The organism is Faecalicatena orotica, assembly GCF_905197545.1.
GTDB lineage: Bacteria > Bacillota > Clostridia > Lachnospirales > Lachnospiraceae > Faecalicatena_A > Faecalicatena_A orotica.
On record NZ_CAJJZH010000011.1, the window covers coordinates 1 to 18,119 of the forward strand.

General features: G+C 47.1%; 14 protein-coding genes. 10 read left to right on the forward strand and 4 right to left on the reverse strand.

The features are described 5' to 3' along the window. The first annotated feature begins 174 nt into the window (after positions 1-174). From dnaG to ABIN22_RS19575, 5 genes are all read left to right on the forward strand, one after another. Entirely contained in the window at positions 175-1,950 is a 1,776-nt protein-coding gene (gene dnaG / locus ABIN22_RS19555) for a DNA primase (protein WP_118618892.1), read from the forward strand. A 59-nt stretch (positions 1,951-2,009) separates the two neighbouring features. Beyond that, positions 2,010-3,119 (forward strand): RNA polymerase sigma factor RpoD, encoded by a 1,110-nt coding sequence (gene rpoD / locus ABIN22_RS19560; RefSeq protein ID WP_109730451.1) that lies wholly within the window; start codon positions 2,010-2,012, stop codon positions 3,117-3,119. A gap of 4 nt (positions 3,120-3,123) precedes the next feature. Then, the gene (locus ABIN22_RS19565; RefSeq protein ID WP_109730450.1) at positions 3,124-3,849 is read left to right on the forward strand and encodes a tRNA (adenine(22)-N(1))-methyltransferase; all 726 of its coding nucleotides are present in this window, start codon (positions 3,124-3,126) and stop codon (positions 3,847-3,849) included. Further along, positions 3,839-4,621: a Nif3-like dinuclear metal center hexameric protein gene (locus ABIN22_RS19570; protein WP_109730449.1), complete on the forward strand. Its 783-nt coding sequence runs from the start codon at positions 3,839-3,841 to the stop codon at positions 4,619-4,621. Before ABIN22_RS19565 ends, ABIN22_RS19570 begins: the two co-directional genes overlap by 11 nt. Positions 4,622-4,735: 114 nt before the next feature. After that, positions 4,736-6,406, forward strand: coding sequence for a nucleoside kinase (locus tag ABIN22_RS19575; RefSeq protein WP_109730448.1), 1,671 nt, complete (start codon positions 4,736-4,738; stop codon positions 6,404-6,406). A 72-nt stretch (positions 6,407-6,478) separates the two neighbouring features. Here the strand turns inward: ABIN22_RS19575 and ABIN22_RS19580 are convergent, their stop codons facing one another. Genes ABIN22_RS19580 through aroC form a run of 4 tightly spaced genes read right to left on the reverse strand, consistent with a single transcriptional unit; the run spans position 6,479 to position 11,342 of the window. After that, positions 6,479-8,362 carry an extracellular solute-binding protein gene (locus ABIN22_RS19580; protein ID WP_346910669.1) on the reverse strand — a complete coding sequence of 628 codons (1,884 nt, stop codon included), beginning with the start codon at positions 8,360-8,362 and terminating at the stop codon, positions 6,479-6,481. Further along, positions 8,359-9,174: an ABC transporter permease gene (locus ABIN22_RS19585; protein WP_109730446.1), complete on the reverse strand. Its 816-nt coding sequence runs from the start codon at positions 9,172-9,174 to the stop codon at positions 8,359-8,361. Before ABIN22_RS19585 ends, ABIN22_RS19580 begins: the two co-directional genes overlap by 4 nt. Next, positions 9,164-10,237 (reverse strand): ABC transporter ATP-binding protein, encoded by a 1,074-nt coding sequence (locus tag ABIN22_RS19590; RefSeq protein WP_109730445.1) that lies wholly within the window; start codon positions 10,235-10,237, stop codon positions 9,164-9,166. Before ABIN22_RS19590 ends, ABIN22_RS19585 begins: the two co-directional genes overlap by 11 nt. Before the next feature lies 1 nt (position 10,238). Beyond that, a complete protein-coding gene (gene aroC, locus ABIN22_RS19595; protein ID WP_109730444.1) occupies positions 10,239-11,342 on the reverse strand; it encodes a chorismate synthase in 1,104 nt (367 codons plus the stop codon). Positions 11,343-11,505: 163 nt separating this feature from the next. Here aroC and ABIN22_RS19600 point away from each other — a divergent pair, with 163 nt between their 5' ends. The 5 genes from ABIN22_RS19600 to ilvD all read left to right on the forward strand — a co-directional run bounded on the left by ABIN22_RS19600 (position 11,506) and on the right by ilvD (position 18,116). Next, positions 11,506-13,278, forward strand: coding sequence for a L,D-transpeptidase family protein (locus ABIN22_RS19600; RefSeq protein ID WP_346910672.1), 1,773 nt, complete (start codon positions 11,506-11,508; stop codon positions 13,276-13,278). Between the two features lie 27 nt (positions 13,279-13,305). Next, entirely contained in the window at positions 13,306-14,442 is a 1,137-nt protein-coding gene (gene tgt / locus ABIN22_RS19605) for a tRNA guanosine(34) transglycosylase Tgt (protein ID WP_346910674.1), read from the forward strand. A 105-nt stretch (positions 14,443-14,547) separates the two neighbouring features. Continuing rightward, entirely contained in the window at positions 14,548-14,853 is a 306-nt protein-coding gene (gene yajC, locus ABIN22_RS19610; RefSeq protein ID WP_025657375.1) for a preprotein translocase subunit YajC, read from the forward strand. Between the two features lie 395 nt (positions 14,854-15,248). Then, entirely contained in the window at positions 15,249-16,337 is a 1,089-nt protein-coding gene (gene leuB, locus ABIN22_RS19615; protein WP_346910676.1) for a 3-isopropylmalate dehydrogenase, read from the forward strand. 105 nt (positions 16,338-16,442) lie between these two features. Then, positions 16,443-18,116, forward strand: coding sequence for a dihydroxy-acid dehydratase (gene ilvD / locus ABIN22_RS19620; protein WP_346910678.1), 1,674 nt, complete (start codon positions 16,443-16,445; stop codon positions 18,114-18,116). The last annotated feature ends 3 nt before the right edge of the window (positions 18,117-18,119 follow it).

The following is an 18,119-nucleotide window of genomic DNA, read 5'->3' on the forward strand; positions in this document are numbered from 1 at the left end:
TCGACAGGATGTACTTTACAACTAAGGCCCGAAAGGACCGGACCTAAGTTGTATAGGCGAGGAAACATCCATGTCACTAAGGTTCGAAAGGACCGAACCTAAGTCGACAGGATGTACTTTACAACTAAGGCCCGAAAGGACCGGACCTAAGTTGTATAAGCAGGAGGGGAATGCATGTATTATCCGGAGGAATTGGTTGAAGAAGTGAGGATGAAGAATGACATCGTGGATGTGATATCCGGGTATGTAAGGCTGCAGAAAAAAGGCAGCTCTTATTTTGGACTCTGCCCGTTCCACAATGAAAAGTCGCCCTCCTTTTCTGTCAGCAGGGGGAAACAGATGTATTACTGCTTTGGCTGCGGAGCCGGAGGCAATGTTTTTACATTTTTGATGGAATATGAGAACTTCTCTTTTGTGGAGGCTCTGAAGGTCCTTGCCGACAGGGCGGGAGTCGAACTCCCCGAGATGGAGTACTCGAAAGAAGCGAAGGAAAAAGCCGACCTGCGTGCGACACTTCTGGAAATCAATAAGATTGCCGCCCAGTATTTCTATGTGCAGCTGAAATCAGAACAGGGGAAGATTGGATATACATATTTGAAAAACAGAGAGCTGTCAGATGAAACAATCAAAGCTTTCGGGCTTGGTTATTCCAACAAATATAGCAATGACCTGTTCAAATACCTTCAGGGGAAGGGCTACAGTGAGGATCTGATCCGGCAGGCAGGCCTGATCAACACGGATGAAAGGAACGGCGTATATGATAAGTTCTGGAACCGTGTTATGTTTCCGATCATGGATGTGAATAACCGGGTGATCGGATTCGGCGGCCGGGTGATGGGTGATGGAAAACCAAAGTACCTGAATTCACCGGAGACAGTTATCTTCGATAAGAGCCGCAATCTTTACGGACTGAACCGTGCAAGAACCTCGCGCAAACCGTATTTCCTCATGTGCGAAGGGTATATGGATGTAATTTCCCTTCATCAGGCAGGATTTACGAATGCAGTCGCATCGCTGGGAACCGCTCTGACGACGGGACATGCTTCACTGATTAAGAGGTATGTGCAGGAAGTCTATCTGACATATGACAGCGATGAAGCGGGAACGAAGGCCGCACTCCGCGCAGTACCGATCCTGAAACAGGCGGGCATTTCTGCCAAAGTCATCAGGATGGACCCTTATAAGGACCCCGACGAATTCATTAAGAATTTGGGAGCCGAAGAATTTGAGAAGAGAATCGGCGGGGCAAGGAATGGATTCCTGTTCAGTCTGGAGATTCTTTCCAAAGACTATGATATGGAATCCCCGGAAGGGAAGACAGCCTTTTTTAAAGAAACGGCGAAGCGCCTGATCGGATTTGAAGATGAACTCGAGCGCAACAATTATGTGGAGGCTGTAGCAAAGGCATACAAGGTAAGCCCGGAAAGTCTTCAAAAACTTGTGACGAAGACCGCTGTTACAGAAGGCATGGCCAAACCTGCCGCGCGTCCAAAGTCAGCTCCGTCCGGACAGAAGCCGAAGGAAAGTGGAATCCTTGTATCCCAGAAGCTGCTTCTGACATGGATGATCGAGGATGCGGGGATTTTCAGCCTGATAAAAAAATACATAAGCCCGGAAGACTTCACGGAACCATTGTATCGGACTGTAGCAGAACTGCTTTATCAGCAGTTTGATACAGGGGAACTGAATCCGGCAAAGATACTGAATCACTTTACCGAGGAGGAAGATCATCGGGAAGCGGCTTCCTTGTTCCATACAAAGATCAGAGAGCTTTCCACGAAGGAAGAACAGGAACAGGCGTTAAAGGAGACAATCCTCCGTGTCAAGGCGAACAGCATAGATTACCGCACGATGCATCTGGAACCGACAGATATGGCGGGCCTGCAGAGGCTGATGGAAGAGAAGAGAAAACTCGATGATATAAAGAAACTGCATATTTCTATTGAATAAGGATAAAATAAAACAAGATAGCCCTATACCGTGTGTATAGGGGAAGGAAGGATGGACACATGGAAGAAAACACACAGAAATTTGACGAGAGGCTAAAAGAACTTGTTGCGTTAGGTAAGAAAAAGAAAAGCATTCTCGAGCTTCAGGAGATCAATGACTTTTTCAATGATATGGAATTAGACGCAGAGCAGATGGAAAAGGTATTTGAACATCTTGAGTCAAATAATATTGATGTGCTGCGTATCAGCGGAGATGATGACGATGTAGATGATGAGCTCATCATTGTTGAAGAAGATGAAGTTGATATGGAGAGCATTGATTTATCTGTGCCGGACGGGGTCAGCATTGAAGATCCTGTGCGCATGTATCTGAAGGAGATCGGTAAAGTACCGCTGCTGAGTGCGGAGAGGGAAATCGAACTGGCACAGCGAATGGAAGACGGTGATGAGGATGCCAAAAAGGAACTGGCAGAGGCGAACCTTCGTCTTGTAGTCAGCATCGCAAAACGCTATGTTGGTAGAGGAATGTTATTTCTGGACCTGATTCAGGAGGGTAACTTGGGTCTGATCAAAGCTGTTGAAAAGTTTGATTATCATAAAGGATATAAGTTCAGTACTTATGCAACATGGTGGATTCGTCAGGCAATCACAAGGGCAATTGCAGACCAGGCAAGGACGATCCGTATCCCGGTGCATATGGTAGAGACAATTAACAAACTAATCCGTGTGTCCAGACAGTTACTCCAGGAGTTAGGACGTGAACCCACGCCGGAAGAGATTGCAAAGGAACTGGACATGCCTGTGGACCGTGTACGTGAGATCCTGAAGATTTCTCAGGAGCCGGTATCTTTAGAAACCCCGATCGGTGAGGAGGAAGACAGCCATCTGGGAGACTTTATCCAGGATGACAATGTACCTGTCCCGGCAGAGGCAGCCGCACAGACACTGCTCAAAGAGCAGCTGGATGAAGTTCTGGATACTCTGACAGACAGAGAGCAGAAGGTCCTGCGCCTCCGTTTTGGAATGAATGACGGAAGGGCAAGAACACTGGAGGAAGTCGGTAAAGAGTTTGATGTCACCCGTGAACGTATCCGCCAGATTGAGGCGAAAGCACTCAGAAAGCTGCGCCATCCAAGCCGCAGCCGTAAGCTGAGAGACTATTTGGATTAAGCATATGGAATTATCAAAGAGATTACAGGCAGTTGCCGGTCTGGTGACTGCCGGATATGAAATGGCGGATATAGGCACGGACCATGCTTATATCCCCATTTATCTTATAGAGAATGGTATGGTTCCTTCAGCTGTTGCAATGGACATAAACGAGGGGCCGCTGGAGCGGGCAAAGGAGCATGTGACGGAATGTGGTCTTTCCGGCAGAATCGAGCTGAGGCTCTCAGACGGACTGGCCGGACTCGCACCCGGAGAAGCAAAGACGGCTGTCATTGCCGGGATGGGGGGAGGACTGGTCATGAAGATCCTAAAGGCGCATCCTGACATAACAGGGAGCCTGAAAGAGTGCATCCTGCAGCCTCAGTCGGAAATCGCAAAAGTCAGAGCCTTTCTTTTAGAGGAAGGTTTTTTGTTTATCAAAGAAGATATGGTGTTTGAGGACGGCAAATACTATCCGATGATGAAGGTACAGCCATCTGCGGGCAGCACCCTCCGCCAAAAGAGGGAAACGCCTCCCGTCTGGACGGAGACCGAGATCCGCTACGGGAAGCTTCTGCTTCAGGACAGGCATCCTGTGCTGAAACAGTTTCTGGAAAGGGAGATTACATTAAAAAGCAGGATTATCAGGGATCTGGAAAATCTGGACAGTCCACATTCAAAAGAGCGCAGAAGAGAACTGGAAAAGGATCTGGAGTATGCGCGGAAAGGGATGGAATTTTATGCAATGTAAAGAAATCATACAGGTAATTGAGGCCGCGTACCCAAAGAGTGCGGCATTGGATTTTGACAACGTAGGCCTGCAGGCAGGAAGGAGCACAAAGGAAGTAAACAGAGTGTATCTGGCACTGGATGCCACGGACCGGGTAATAGAGGCGGCGAAAGAAGCCGGGGCAGATATGCTGGTTACACACCACCCGCTGATCTTTTCACCCTTAAAAAGCATAACGGATGAAGACTTTATCAGCAGGAGAATCCTGAAGCTGATCCAGTATGATATTCCCTATTATGCAATGCACACGAATTATGATGTCCTTGGCATGGCAGAGCTTGCGAAAGACATCTTAAAGCTGGAAGATACAGAAGTACTGGATATCACTTCCGGAACAGAGGATAAACCGGAGGGGATCGGGAGGCTTGGAAAGCTTCAGAAGCCGATGACACTAAAGGAGTGCTGCCTGTACGTAAAGCATCATCTTAACCTTGGGTCTGTCAAGGTCTTTGGAGATATGGAGAAAGAGGTCTCACGGCTGGCCGTTTCCCCCGGCTCAGGGAAGAGTGCTGTCAGACCGGCTGTTGAAAAGGGGGCCGATGTACTTGTAACAGGGGATATTGGACACCACGATGGATTGGATGCAGTGGAGCAGGGACTTGCAGTAATCGATGCCGGACATTACGGGACGGAATATATTTTCCTCGATGATATGAAGCATTTCCTTGAGAGAAAGCTGCCGTGTCTGGACGTAATAGCGGCACCTGTTATTCATCCGTTTCAGGTTATCTGAAACTGCATATACTATATAGATGTTAAGTAAATGTACGGTACCTCGCTGTACATTTACTGCAAATTCCGTGCGGGAAACTTATAAGGGCAGAAGATTCTGCGGAAAGGAATGATTATGGGCAAAAAGCTGTGTACAGTACGGGTAGGGAATGAGACAAAAGAATATGAGGCAGGGGTTACTTACCAGCAGATCGCTGAGGATTTTCAGGAGAGATATGCACATCAGATCGTGCTTGTCTTTGTGAACCAGTTCCGGCTTCAGGAACTGGATAAGACACTAAAGAAAGACTGTGAGATTCAATTTCTGACAACAGGGGATCCAATCGGGCACGAGACATATAAGAGGAGTCTCTGCTTTATGCTTGTGAAAGCTGTACATGATGTTGGCGGCCACGACAAGGTGAAGAGTGTCAGGATTCACTTTTCTGTCAGCAAAGGATATTACTGTACCCTGGAAGGCGATGTTAATCTGACGCAGGAATTTTTAGAAAAGGTTGACAAGAGGATGAAAGAGCTCGTAAAAGGGCGTATCCCAATAGAAAAGCGGACCATCCATACAACCGAGGCTATTGATCTTTTCAGGAAACATGGCATGTATGATAAAGAGCGGCTGTTCGAGTACAGACGTGTTTCCAAGGTAAATATTTACAGCATGAACGAATTTGAAGACTATTATTACGGGTATATGGTGCCTGATGCCGGTTATCTGAAGTATTATTCGTTACATCTTTATGACGATGGCTTTATCATCCAGATGCCGACAAGGGAGGAACCGGAGAAAGTTGAACCGTTTGTGCCAAGGCCAAAACTTTTTGAAGTGCTGAAAAAATCAATCCAATGGGGAGACCTCCAGAGTATCGATACGGTTGGTGCCCTGAATGATATGGTGACCAAGCATGATATGAGAGAAGTGGTTCTCGTACAGGAGGCCTATCAGGAACGCCAGATCGGGGAGATCGCAAAGCAGATCGCCGATAAGCCGGATGTGAAGTTCGTGCTGATTGCAGGCCCCTCGTCATCCGGTAAGACGACATTCTCACACCGCCTGTCCATTCAGCTGATGGTGAACGGGATGAGGCCCCACCCCATAGCCGTGGACAATTATTTCGTGGACCGTGAAATGACCCCGAAAGACGAGAACGGTAATTATAATTTCGAATGTATCGAAGCAATAGATGTGAAGCAGTTTAACGAAGACATGCAGGCCCTGCTTAAGGGTGAGGAGGTCTATCTTCCCATCTTTGACTTCAAGGCAGGAAAGCGCACATATGATATAAAGCCGAAAAAGCTGGATGAACAGGATATTCTGGTCATTGAAGGAATTCACTGCCTGAATCCAAAGCTGACAGAGAAACTGAACAATGATAACAAATTCAGGATCTATATAAGCGCACTGACCCAGCTTAATATTGACGAACACAACCGGATCCCGTCAACAGACGGACGGCTGATTCGCCGCATCGTAAGAGATGCCAGGACGCGCGGCACATCCGCGCGCAATACCATTGCCATGTGGCCGTCTGTCAGGAGAGGAGAGGAGGAAAATATCTTCCCGTATCAGGAAGAGGCGGATGTTATGTTTAATTCGTCCCTTCTGTATGAGCTGGCCGTACTAAAGCAGTATGTGGAACCGCTGCTGTTCGGGATGGGAAAAGACTGTCCCGAATATGTGGAGGCCAAGAGGCTTCTGAAATTCTTCGATTATTTCGTCGGAATCGGCAGCGAACCAGTGCCGACCAACTCCCTTCTGAGGGAATTCATAGGCGGTGGCTGCTTTAATGTGTAACGGTCAATAAGAGGAGGCTGTAAATCAGGTTTTCACTTGATTTACAGCCTCCTCCTGTTTTATCCGAAGAAACTATTTAGACTTTACTTCACGCCAGAGCTGATTATAGACGGCGTCATTATCATCCCCAAGGAACTTGAAAGTCTCGCAGTTTGCCAGATCCTCCGGATCGGGGAAGGCAACCTTGCTTTCCCTCATCCAGTCTTCCTCGATCAGTTTGCGTCCCTCTGAATTCGGGATAGAATAGGTGATGTAATCAAAGTTCATCTTAGCAATCTCGGGACGGCAGAGGTAATCAATAAATTTCTCTGCATTTTCCTTATGCTTGGCATTCTTTGGAATAACCCAGGAGTCAATCCAGAGGTTTGACCCTTCCTTTGGAATTACATATTCCAGATTCGGGTTTTCCTGCTTCGTATAAAGCGCTTCGCCGGAATAGATTACACCGATAGCGGCCTCGTTTCCGATCATTTTGTCACGCACCTGGTCGACAACATAGGCCTGCACGAGCGGCTTCTGTTTAATCAGCAGATTTTTCGCCTCATTAAGCTCATCCAAATCTGTGGAGTTCAGTGAGTAGCCCAGGTATTTCAAGGTCACTCCGAATGCGTCGCGGACGCTGTCCTGCATCAGGATGCTGTCTTTATATTTTGGATCCCAGAGTACACTCCAGCTGTCGATCGGCTCATCAACCATCGTCTTATTATACAGGATCCCAACGGTGCCAAACAGATATGGGACAGAGTACTTATTTTCCGGATCAAACTGGCGCGATTGTTCCATATAAGTACTGTCGATGTACTTCAGGTTCGGTATATTATTAAAATCGATCTCTGCGAGCAGGTCATTTTCTATCATACGCTGCACCATATAATCTGACGGGCAGACAACATCATAAGCGATCGCTCCCGACTGGATCTTCGGGTACATAATCTCGTTTGTCTCAAACTCTTCATAGACAACATCGATTCCGGTTTCTTCCTCGAACATAGTCAGAACTTCCGGATCAATATATTCACCCCAATTATATACGATCACCTGGTTATTGCCTGCGTCACTGTTCTGTGAACCGTAGAAGAAGCCGCCGGCTATGATTACAATGACGATTGCTGTCGGAACCACCTTCCGGAAAATAAACCGGGAGATGCGGTGTTTCTTTTTGATTTCCTGTTTCTGACCGGAGGAAGATGCTTTTTTTTCTGGTGTGACATTTACCAGAATCAAAAGAATCAGGACAGTCACAAACATGATCGTGGAGAGGGCATACATCTCCGGTTTGATTCCTTTTCTTACCTCACTGTAAATTTTCGTTGACAGCGTGTCCACCCCGGGCCCCTTTGTGAAGTGGGTGATAACAAAATCGTCCAGTGACATCGTGAATGCAAGCAGAAATCCGGAAAATACACCTGGCATGATGTCCGGAAATACAACCTTGAAAAAGGCATATACCGGTGAGGCCCCCAGATCCATTGCAGCCTCATAAGTATGCTTGCTTGTCTGCTTGAGCTTTGGCATGACACTCAGTATGACATAAGGGATATTAAAGGTAATATGTGCCAGTAAAATCGTCATGAATCCCAGTGAAAACCTGAATGCAATAAACAGCAGCATCAGAGAGATACCTGTTACGATATCCGCATTCAGCATGGGAATATTAGTTACACCCATCATAAATGTACGGAATTTAGGCTTCATCACCTGAATCCCGATGGCCGCCGCCGTCCCAATGATCGTTGCAACCAGCGCGGATACAAGGGCAATGATCAATGTCGTGTACAGGGCATTCATAATATCCTGATTCTGGAACAGAGCAACATACCATTTTCCTGTAAAACCGCCCCATTTGGAACGGGACTTTGAGCTGTTAAAAGACAGTACCATCAAAGTGACGATGGGAGCGTAAAGCAGGATGAAAATCAAGATTAAGTAAAAGCGTTTCAGTCCGTTTTTAATCAAAATGCAGTTCCCTCCCCGTCTTTATCATATTTGGCAATGAGCGCCATACTTGCGATGATAAATATCATCAATACAAGGGAGAGGCCGGAACCTACATTCCAGTTGCTCCCCTGCTTGAATTCCTGTTCGATGACATTACCGATCAGGAGTATCTTGCTTCCACCGAGCAGGTCGGAAATGACGAACGTCGTCAGGGAAGGTACGAATACCATAGTGATTCCGCTGATGATCCCCGGTATGCTTAATGGGAAGATGATCTTGGAAAAAGTCTGGAAATTATTGGCCCCCAGGTCACGTGCAGCAGAAATAACATCCTTGTCTATCTTTGCGAGGACGTTGTATATGGGAAGTACCATAAACGGCAGGAAGTTGTATACCATGCCGAGCACGATTGCATAAGGCGTGTTGATCAGCGTCTGGTCCGGCAGGTGGAAAAATTCCAGAATCATATTGATGATTCCGTTCTTTTCCAGCAGATTCTGCCAGGCAAGTGTCCTTAAAAGGAAATTCATCCACATAGGCAGGATGAAGATCAGCACAATAAAGCTTGTCTGATTTACATTCTTCTCGGAAAGGATCATAGCCAGAGGGTAAGCCAGCACAAGGCAGATCAGGGTGCTGATAAAGGACAGAAGAAGAGCGAGTCCAAGTGCTTTTAAGTTCTCAGGTGTTGTGATCCTGGCAAGGTTCATCAGTGTAAATGAGCCCTCTTTATTTGTCAGTCCGTAATAAACGATCATCAGAAGAGGGATGATGATAAATGATGCAGCCCAGAAAAGATAAGGGCCGGTCAGTAATTTTCTATTCTTCAATTCCAACAGCCTCCGCGTCTTCAGATTCTGGTTTTTTCATAATCTGAATATCAAATGGGTCTACTTTGATACCAACTTCTGTCCCGACAGGGAACATGTCCGTGCTGTGAACAAGAAGTTCATAATTGTTGGCAAGGACCTCCATCTCATAGTGGACACCTTTAAAAATCAGGTGGGTGACTACACCCTCGATGATGCCTTCTTCCGGCTTCACGAGATCGATATCTTCCGGGCGGATCACCGCATCAACCGGTTTGTTGCGTCCAAAGCCCACGTCCACACACTGCCAGACGGCTCCCAGCATCTTCACAACTTTATCCTCCACCATGGTGGCAGGGAGAATGTTGCTGTCCCCAATAAAATCTGCAACAAAGGCATTCTGAGGTTCATTGTAAATATCTTCGGGAGTTCCGATCTGCTGGATATACCCCTGATTCATGACAACAATCGTATCGGACATGGTAAGAGCCTCTTCCTGATCGTGGGTAACATAGACGAAAGTAATCCCCAGCTCGTTCTTCAGGCGGATCAGTTCGTACTGCATATCCTGACGCAGCTTTAAATCCAGAGCACCGAGCGGTTCATCAAGCAGGAGTACTTTTGGCTCATTCACGATGGCCCTCGCAATGGCGATACGCTGCTGCTGGCCGCCGCTTAAGGAATCCGGTGTCCTGTCTTCATAGCCTTCCAGATTGACGAGCTTTAAGGCATACCGGATCTTATCCTGAATATATCCTTTTGACTTTCCTTTGATCTTCAGGCCGAAAGCGATGTTTTCTGCAATGGACATATGGGAGAACAGGGCGTATTTTTGGAACACAGTGTTTAGCTGCCTTTTGTTCGGCGGCAGATTATTGATGTTCTTGCCGTCGAAAATAATATCTCCGGAATCCGGTGTCTCAAAACCGCCGAGAATCCGCAGAAGAGTGGTCTTTCCGCAGCCGCTTGGCCCCAGAAGTGTAAGAAATTCGTTCTCACGAATATACAGATTCAGCTGGTCCAGAACCACATTCTCATCGAATGATTTTGTAATATTTACAATATCAATTAATTTGTTAGACATTCTAATCCTCCGTATAATAGGCTTTTACTTTATCCAGGCGGCTGCTCATGTTTTCCAGAAGCAGGTCCGCGATTGTAAGGGCTGTCATAGCTTCCACTACCACGACCGCGCGCGGTACGATGATCGGGTCATGCCGTCCGTGGATGGAAAGCTCTGTTTCTTCTTTTTCCTCTGTTACTGTATGCTGAATCTGTGAAATGGACGGTGTCGGCTTAAAGGACGCCCGTACCAGGAGTGTGGAACCGTCGCTCATGCCGCCCAGAGTACCGCCGGAATGGTTCGTTTCCTTTATTATCCTGTCATCCCTGACAGCAAACGCATCGTTATTCCTGCTTCCGGATGAAGCCGCGGCAGAAATACCGTCACCGATCTCCACCGCTTTCACCGCACCGATGGACATAAGCGCTTTTGCAAGAGACGCATCCAGTTTGTCGAATACCGGTTCGCCAAGTCCCACCGGAAGTCCGTCCACCATACATTCAACCGTGCCTCCGCATGAATCCTGATTCTTCATCAGGAGGTCCAGATGTCCGGCGGCTTCTTTGGCAGCCTGATTGTTCGGCATATAAAGAGTATTCTCTGTAATCTCATCGAAATGATACGCATCAGATGGAACTGTAACAGGACCGACTGATTTCGTATAGGCAGTCAGGCTGATCCCCATCTCTTTTAATAATAAGGAAGCAACAGCGCCTGCGGCAACCCGTCCGATTGTCTCCCTGCCGGAAGACCGGCCGCCGCCCCGGTAATCACGGAATCCGTACTTTTGGGTAAAAGTATAGTCCGCATGCCCAGGACGATAGGTATACGCGATATTCCCGTAATCACGGGATCGCTGGTCCTGGTTGCGGACTATAATAGAGATGGGAGTGCCTGTTGTCTTTCCTTCAAAAACCCCGGAAAGTATCTCTGCCTGGTCCGTTTCCTGTCTTTTTGTTGTATATCTACTCTGTCCCGGCTTTCGTCGGTTTAAATATTCCTGTATATCAGCTTCACATAAGGAGAGCCCTGCAGGACATCCATCCACAACCGCACCTATAGCGGCACCGTGTGATTCACCCCAGGTTGTTACGCGAAACAATTTGCCAAATGTTGATCCACTCATGGTAGTACTCCTTTCTTTTTGCACATAGACTTATTATATAAGAAGTTATATAAACGTGCAATCCTTAATTTATCTTTAAGTTCATACTTTTTTACTGTACATTTACCAGGATTCGTAATATAATGTGGACTAGATATTGATAAAAAAGAGGGAGTAATACTAGATGAGCGAACGCGACATGAAAAAATCAGATGGTTACAACTCAGAAGATAAAGATTTTGACGAAGATTACTACTTTGATGAAATAGACGAGTCAGATGATGATTATTATCTGGATGATGAACCCGGCGAAGATGATGAAGATTACTTCTTTGACGAGGAAGAGGATGCCGCGGATGAACTTAAAGAACAGGACGGTTCATCAGATGATATGGCAAAGACCCAGGTTATACCGGATGTTGTCCCCGTAAAAGCAAAGAAGAAACCAGTTCCGGTGGAAGTAGACATTTTCGACGAAGAGGAAGATCTGGATGATATTTTTCCAGATGAGGAGGAACCAAAGAAAAAGAATAAGAAGCCCGGGAGAAAGAAAGGCGGAAATAAAAAAAGTATGAAGAAGCTCTGGATCATCCTTGGATGCATAGCCGCTGTATTGATTGCAGCGTATGTTGGTACTTCTGTTTTCTTTATGAGTCACTTCTATATTAATACGGAAATCAATGGTCATGATTTTTCGGGTAAAAAAGTATCTGATGTAGAAGAGTATCTGAAAAAGCAGGTGAAGGATTACAGTCTGACAGTTCATGAGAAAGACAATAAGTCGGATACAATAGATGGAACGGATATTTCCCTTACATACAAGGAGAATAACGATATCCAGAAGGCATTGAAAAAGCAGAATGGTTTTGCATGGCCGGCGGCACTGTTTTCTAAAAATTCGGCGAAGGTTACGATTGAAGTGTCTTATGATGAGGAAGCGCTCAATCAGGCGGTCGGCAGTCTGCAGGCAGTAACGGCGGAGCAGACAGCCCCGAAGTCAGCCTACCCGAAGTTCAACGGTGAGAAGTACGTCATCGAGCCTGAGGTCATCGGCACTGCAGTAAATATGGACGTGCTGAAGGAAAAGGTGCATACCTATATTTCTGAATTTAAGACAGATCTGGATATGGAAAAAGAAGAGTGCTACGCTGAGCCGAAGTTTACATCTGATTCAGAAGAAGTCAAGAAAGCATGCGATGTCATGAACAAGTATGTACAGGCAAGCATTACCTATACGATGACAGAGACGGAAGTGGTAGATAAGGCCCTGATCTCAACCTGGCTGACTGTGGACGATAACATGCAGGTGACATTTAATGAGGATGAAGTCAGAAACTGGCTGACAGGCTTCGGTGATAAATATGATACTGTAGGGACTGCCAGAACGATCACGACTCCGACAGGAAAGACTGCCGAGGTGTCCGGCGGGACATACGGCTGGTCAATTGATGAAGACACAGAATTCGAGGCACTGGTTAACAGCATTAAGAACGGGGAGACCGTATCTAAAGAGCCTGCCTACTACCAGACCGCAGCTGCCCATGCCGCACAGGACTGGGGCAATACCTATGCCGAGGTCGATCTGTCCACACAGCATATGTGGTATATTGTAGACGGGAACATTGCACTGGAAACGGATGTCGTCACCGGGCTTCCTACCCCGGAAAAGGAGACTCCTTCAGGTGTTTACAATATTCTGGAGATGCAGCTGGATAAGACACTGGTCGGAGAGATTCAGCCGGATACAGGAAAACCAGAATATGAAACCCCTGTCAGCTACTGGATGCGCGTTACATGGACCGGAATCGGCTTCCATGATGCAAACTGGCAGCCGGGATTCGGCGGTTCCCTGTATACGTCAATCGGTTCCCACGGATGCATTAACATGCCGCCCGATCAGGCAGCAAGCCTGTACAGTATGCTTTCAGTAGGAACACCGGTTATTATTCATTACTAATCAGGAAAAAAATACAACGAGGTAACTATGTACGAATTAATCAAAAGAGACGGTCTTGCTAAGCGGGGCCGTTTTCATACGGTCCACGGGGTCATTGAGACGCCGGTATTTATGAATGTGGGAACAGCGGCAGCGATCAAAGGTGCGGTTTCCACAGATGATTTGAGAGGAATCAAGACACAGGTAGAATTATCGAACACCTATCACCTTCACGTGCGCCCGGGAGATGAGGTTGTGAAAAAAATGGGCGGCCTTCATAAGTTTATGAACTGGGACAAGCCAATTCTCACGGATTCCGGCGGATTTCAGGTGTTTTCACTTTCAGACCTCCGCAAGATCAGGGAGGAGGGTGTTCATTTCCATTCCCACGTTGATGGCCGCAAGATATTCATGGGCCCGGAGGAAAGTATGCAGATTCAGTCCAACCTTGCGTCCACCATTGCGATGGCATTCGATGAATGTCCGTCCAGTATCGCAGACAGAGAATATATGAGAGATTCCGTGGCCAGAACAACACGCTGGCTTGCACGCTGCAGGACCGAGATGGACCGTTTAAATTCCCTGCCCGATACGATCAACCAGAAACAGATGCTTTTCGGAATTAACCAGGGTGGCATTTACGAGGATATCCGCGTCGAACATGCAAAGCAGATTACGGAAATGGAACTGGATGGATATGCCATCGGCGGTCTTGCCGTAGGAGAGAGCCATGAGGAGATGTACCGCATTCTGGAGGCAGTCGTTCCTTACCTTCCGGTTGAGAAGCCTACTTATCTGATGGGCGTCGGGACCCCGGCTAACATCCTGGAGGGAGTAGAAAGAGGCGTGGATTTCTTTGACTGTGTGTATCCAACCAGAAACGGAAGGCATGGCCACGTCTATACCAACCACGGAAAACTGAACCTGTTTAATGCAAAGTTTGAACTGGATGACAATCCGATTGAAGAAGGCTGCCAGTGTCCGGCCTGCAGAAGCTACAGCAGGGGATACATCCGACACCTCCTGAAGGCTAAAGAGATGCTTGGTATGCGGCTCTGCGTCCTGCACAACCTGTATTTTTATAATACCATGATGGAAGAAATCCGTGCAGCGATCGAAGCCGGAGAATACAAGTCATATAAGGAAAAGAAACTCGAAGGTATGAAAAACGGAAAAGACATATAAAAAATTCATAAAAATATGCGGAAATTCTAAAAGATACTTGAAGAATCATCCATTTTTGTGTATAGTAGACTTATTGTTTGAAGATAGTAATTAGGAGGAAATAAGATGAATGGTTTATTAGCTGCAGGCGGAGCAACAGGAATGGGTGGTATCATCCTGATTTATGTAGTAATCATCGGTGGTATGTGGTTCCTGCTCATGCGCCCTCAGAAAAAAGAGCAGAAGAGAGTGCAGGCAATGCTCTCAACAATGGAAGTAGGCGATACCGCATTAACAACAAGCGGTTTTTACGGTGTAATAATCGATATCACAGATGATGACGTAATCGTAGAATTCGGAAATAACAAAAACTGCCGTATACCAATGCAGAAAGCTGCAATCGCACAGATCGAGAAGCCGTCTGCGGAGTAAGTACGGAGAGAGAGTTTGTTATTTGATTGGTGAGTAGTCCGCCCGTCAGGGCCTGCGGGATGCTTCCGGGGGACAGGCCGTTTGCGAAGAGGCACTAACAGAAAAAGAGCGGGATTTCATGGAACCGACAGCCATTCACCGGGTAATCTTGATGATTACCCGGCTCAGGCCGTCTTGAAAATTGTTTTGGTAAACAATTTTCATCCATGAAATCCCGCTCTTTTTCTGCAAGTGCCTCTATTCGCGCACTTAAATGCCCTCCCGAAAGCGTCCCCCAGTCTACAAAATTCCCACCCCCATTTCCACTTTTACGAATTAAAGGGTTGAAACGTGCCGAAAAATACGGTATTATTAAAAATAGTATTTTTAATTCTTGTAGAAGGGTGTTGTTTGATATGAGACTGAATATTGGAGTCATTAAAGGAGACGGTATCGGGCCGGAGATTGTGACGGAGGCTATGAAGGTACTGGATAAAACGGGAGAAGTATACGGACATGAATGTATTTATACGCAGCTTTTAATGGGCGGGGCTTCTATTGATGTACATGGGGTGCCTCTGACGGATGAAACGATTGAGGCGGCGAAAGCGAGTGATGCGGTACTGATGGGGTCTATCGGCGGGGATGCCAAGACTTCTCCCTGGTATCAGCTGGAGCCTTCCAAAAGGCCGGAAGCAGGACTTCTGAAGATCCGCAAGGAGCTGAACCTGTTCGCCAACCTGCGTCCTGCAGTGCTCTATGATGAACTGAAAGGGGCCTGTCCCCTGAAGGAAGAGATTACAGACGGCGGATTTGACATGATGATTATGCGCGAGCTGACCGGAGGTCTGTATTTTGGAGAAAGAAAGACTGTTGAAGTAGACGGCGTCATGACCGCCACGGATGAGCTTACATATAATGAGAACGAAATACGCAGAATTGCAAAACGCGGTTTCGATATTGCCATGAAACGGCGCAAAAAGGTGACGAGTGTTGATAAGGCAAATGTACTGGATTCCTCCAGACTCTGGAGAAAAGTTGTGGAGGAGGTTGCAGCGGACTATCCTGAAGTGACGCTGGAGAATATGCTCGTCGACAACTGTGCGATGCAGCTCGTAAAGGACCCGGGGCAGTTCGATGTAATTCTGACTGAGAATATGTTCGGAGACATTCTTTCGGATGAGGCCAGCATGGTGACAGGGTCCATCGGAATGCTCGCATCGGCAAGCCTGAATGAGACGAAGTTTGGCCTATATGAGCCGAGCGGCGGGTCTGCACCGGATATTGCAGGAAAAGGGATTGCAAATCCAATTGCTACGATATTGTCTGCAGCGATGATGCTTCGCTTTTCTTTTGATCTGGATCAGGAGGCAGAAGCGATAGAGAATGCGGTTTCACAGGTATTAAAAGACGGATACCGCACAATAGACATTATGTCTGAAGGAAAGACGCAGATTTCGACTTCTGAGATGGGGGACAGAATCTGTTCTTATATTCACTTATAAAGGTGAATGCGTATAAGGCAGATATCAGGAAACATAGTATGAACTGTAACGAAACATAACATATATGAAGCTTTTGCGGCATAAGTAGAAAGTGAGGTTTTTAAGATGAGAAGTGATACAGTAACAAAAGGAGCACAGCAGGCTCCCCACCGTTCCCTGTTCAATGCACTGGGAATGACACAGGAGGAGCTTGACAGACCACTGGTAGGTGTTGTCAGTTCTTATAACGAGATTGTCCCGGGGCATATGAATCTGGATAAAATTGCAGAAGCGGTTAAGATGGGCGTGGCTATGGCAGGGGGAACTCCGATCATGGTTCCTGCAATCGCTGTATGTGACGGAATCGCCATGGGGCATGTGGGAATGAAGTATTCCCTTGTTACAAGAGATCTGATCGCGGATTCTACGGAGGCTCTGGCGATGGCCCACCAGTTTGATGCGCTTGTCATGATTCCAAACTGTGATAAGAATGTGCCCGGACTTCTGATGGCAGCCGCAAGAATCAATGTACCGACTATTTTTGTCAGCGGCGGTCCGATGCTTGCAGGCCATGTAAAGGGCAGCAAGACCAGTCTCTCCAGTATGTTTGAGGCAGTTGGCTCCTATGCTGCAGGAACAATGTCTGAAGAAGACTTATGCGAATTTGAAAACAAAGCATGTCCGACATGCGGTTCCTGCTCGGGAATGTATACAGCCAACAGCATGAACTGCCTGACAGAGGCACTTGGAATGGGTCTTAAAGGAAACGGAACGATTCCGGCCGTATATTCCGCAAGGCTCCAGCTGGCAAAACATGCAGGTATGCAGGTCATGGAGCTTATAAGAAAGAATATCTGTCCGAGAGATATTATGACAGAGGAAGCAATCCTCAATGCACTGACCGTGGACATGGCACTCGGATGTTCTACGAACAGTATGCTGCACCTCCCGGCTATTGCCCATGAGATTGGTATGGATTTTGAGATTGAGTTTGCGAATACGATCAGTGAAAAGACTCCGAACCTCTGCCATCTGGCACCGGCGGGGCCTACATATATTGAAGACTTAAATGAGGCAGGCGGTGTATATGCCGTCATGAACGAACTGAATAAAAAAGGACTGCTGCATACAGACTGTCTGACCGTAACAGGAAAAACCGTTGGTGAGAATATTGAGGGATGCATCAACCATAATCCTGAGGTTATCCGCCCGATTGAAAATCCATACAGTGAGACTGGTGGAATTGCTGTCTTAAAAGGAAATCTTGCTCCTGACGGAAGCGTTGTAAAACGTTCCGCAGTCGTTCCGGAAATGCTTGTGCACGAAGGGCCGGCAAGGATCTTCGAGAGTGACGAAGCAGCAACGGAAGCAATCAAGACCGGGAAGATCAATGCAGGTGACGTCATTGTAATCCGCTATGAAGGACCAAAAGGCGGACCGGGAATGCGAGAAATGCTGAACCCGACTTCTGCCATTGCAGGCTACGGCCTCGGTTCCTCTGTTGCCCTGATCACGGATGGCCGTTTCAGTGGCGCATCCAGAGGTGCATCCATTGGCCATGTATCACCGGAGGCGGCTGTAGGCGGCCCGATCGCGCTTGTGGAAGAAGGGGATATCATAAAGATCAACATTCCGGAGCTGACACTGGATCTGGATGTTTCTGCTGAAGAGCTGGAGGCAAGGAGAGCAAAATGGCAGCCGAAAGAACCTGAGATCACGACCGGATATCTTGCGAGGTATGCGTCCATGGTCAGCTCAGGAAACAGAGGAGCGATTCTGGAAGTACCAAAGAAAAATTAGGAG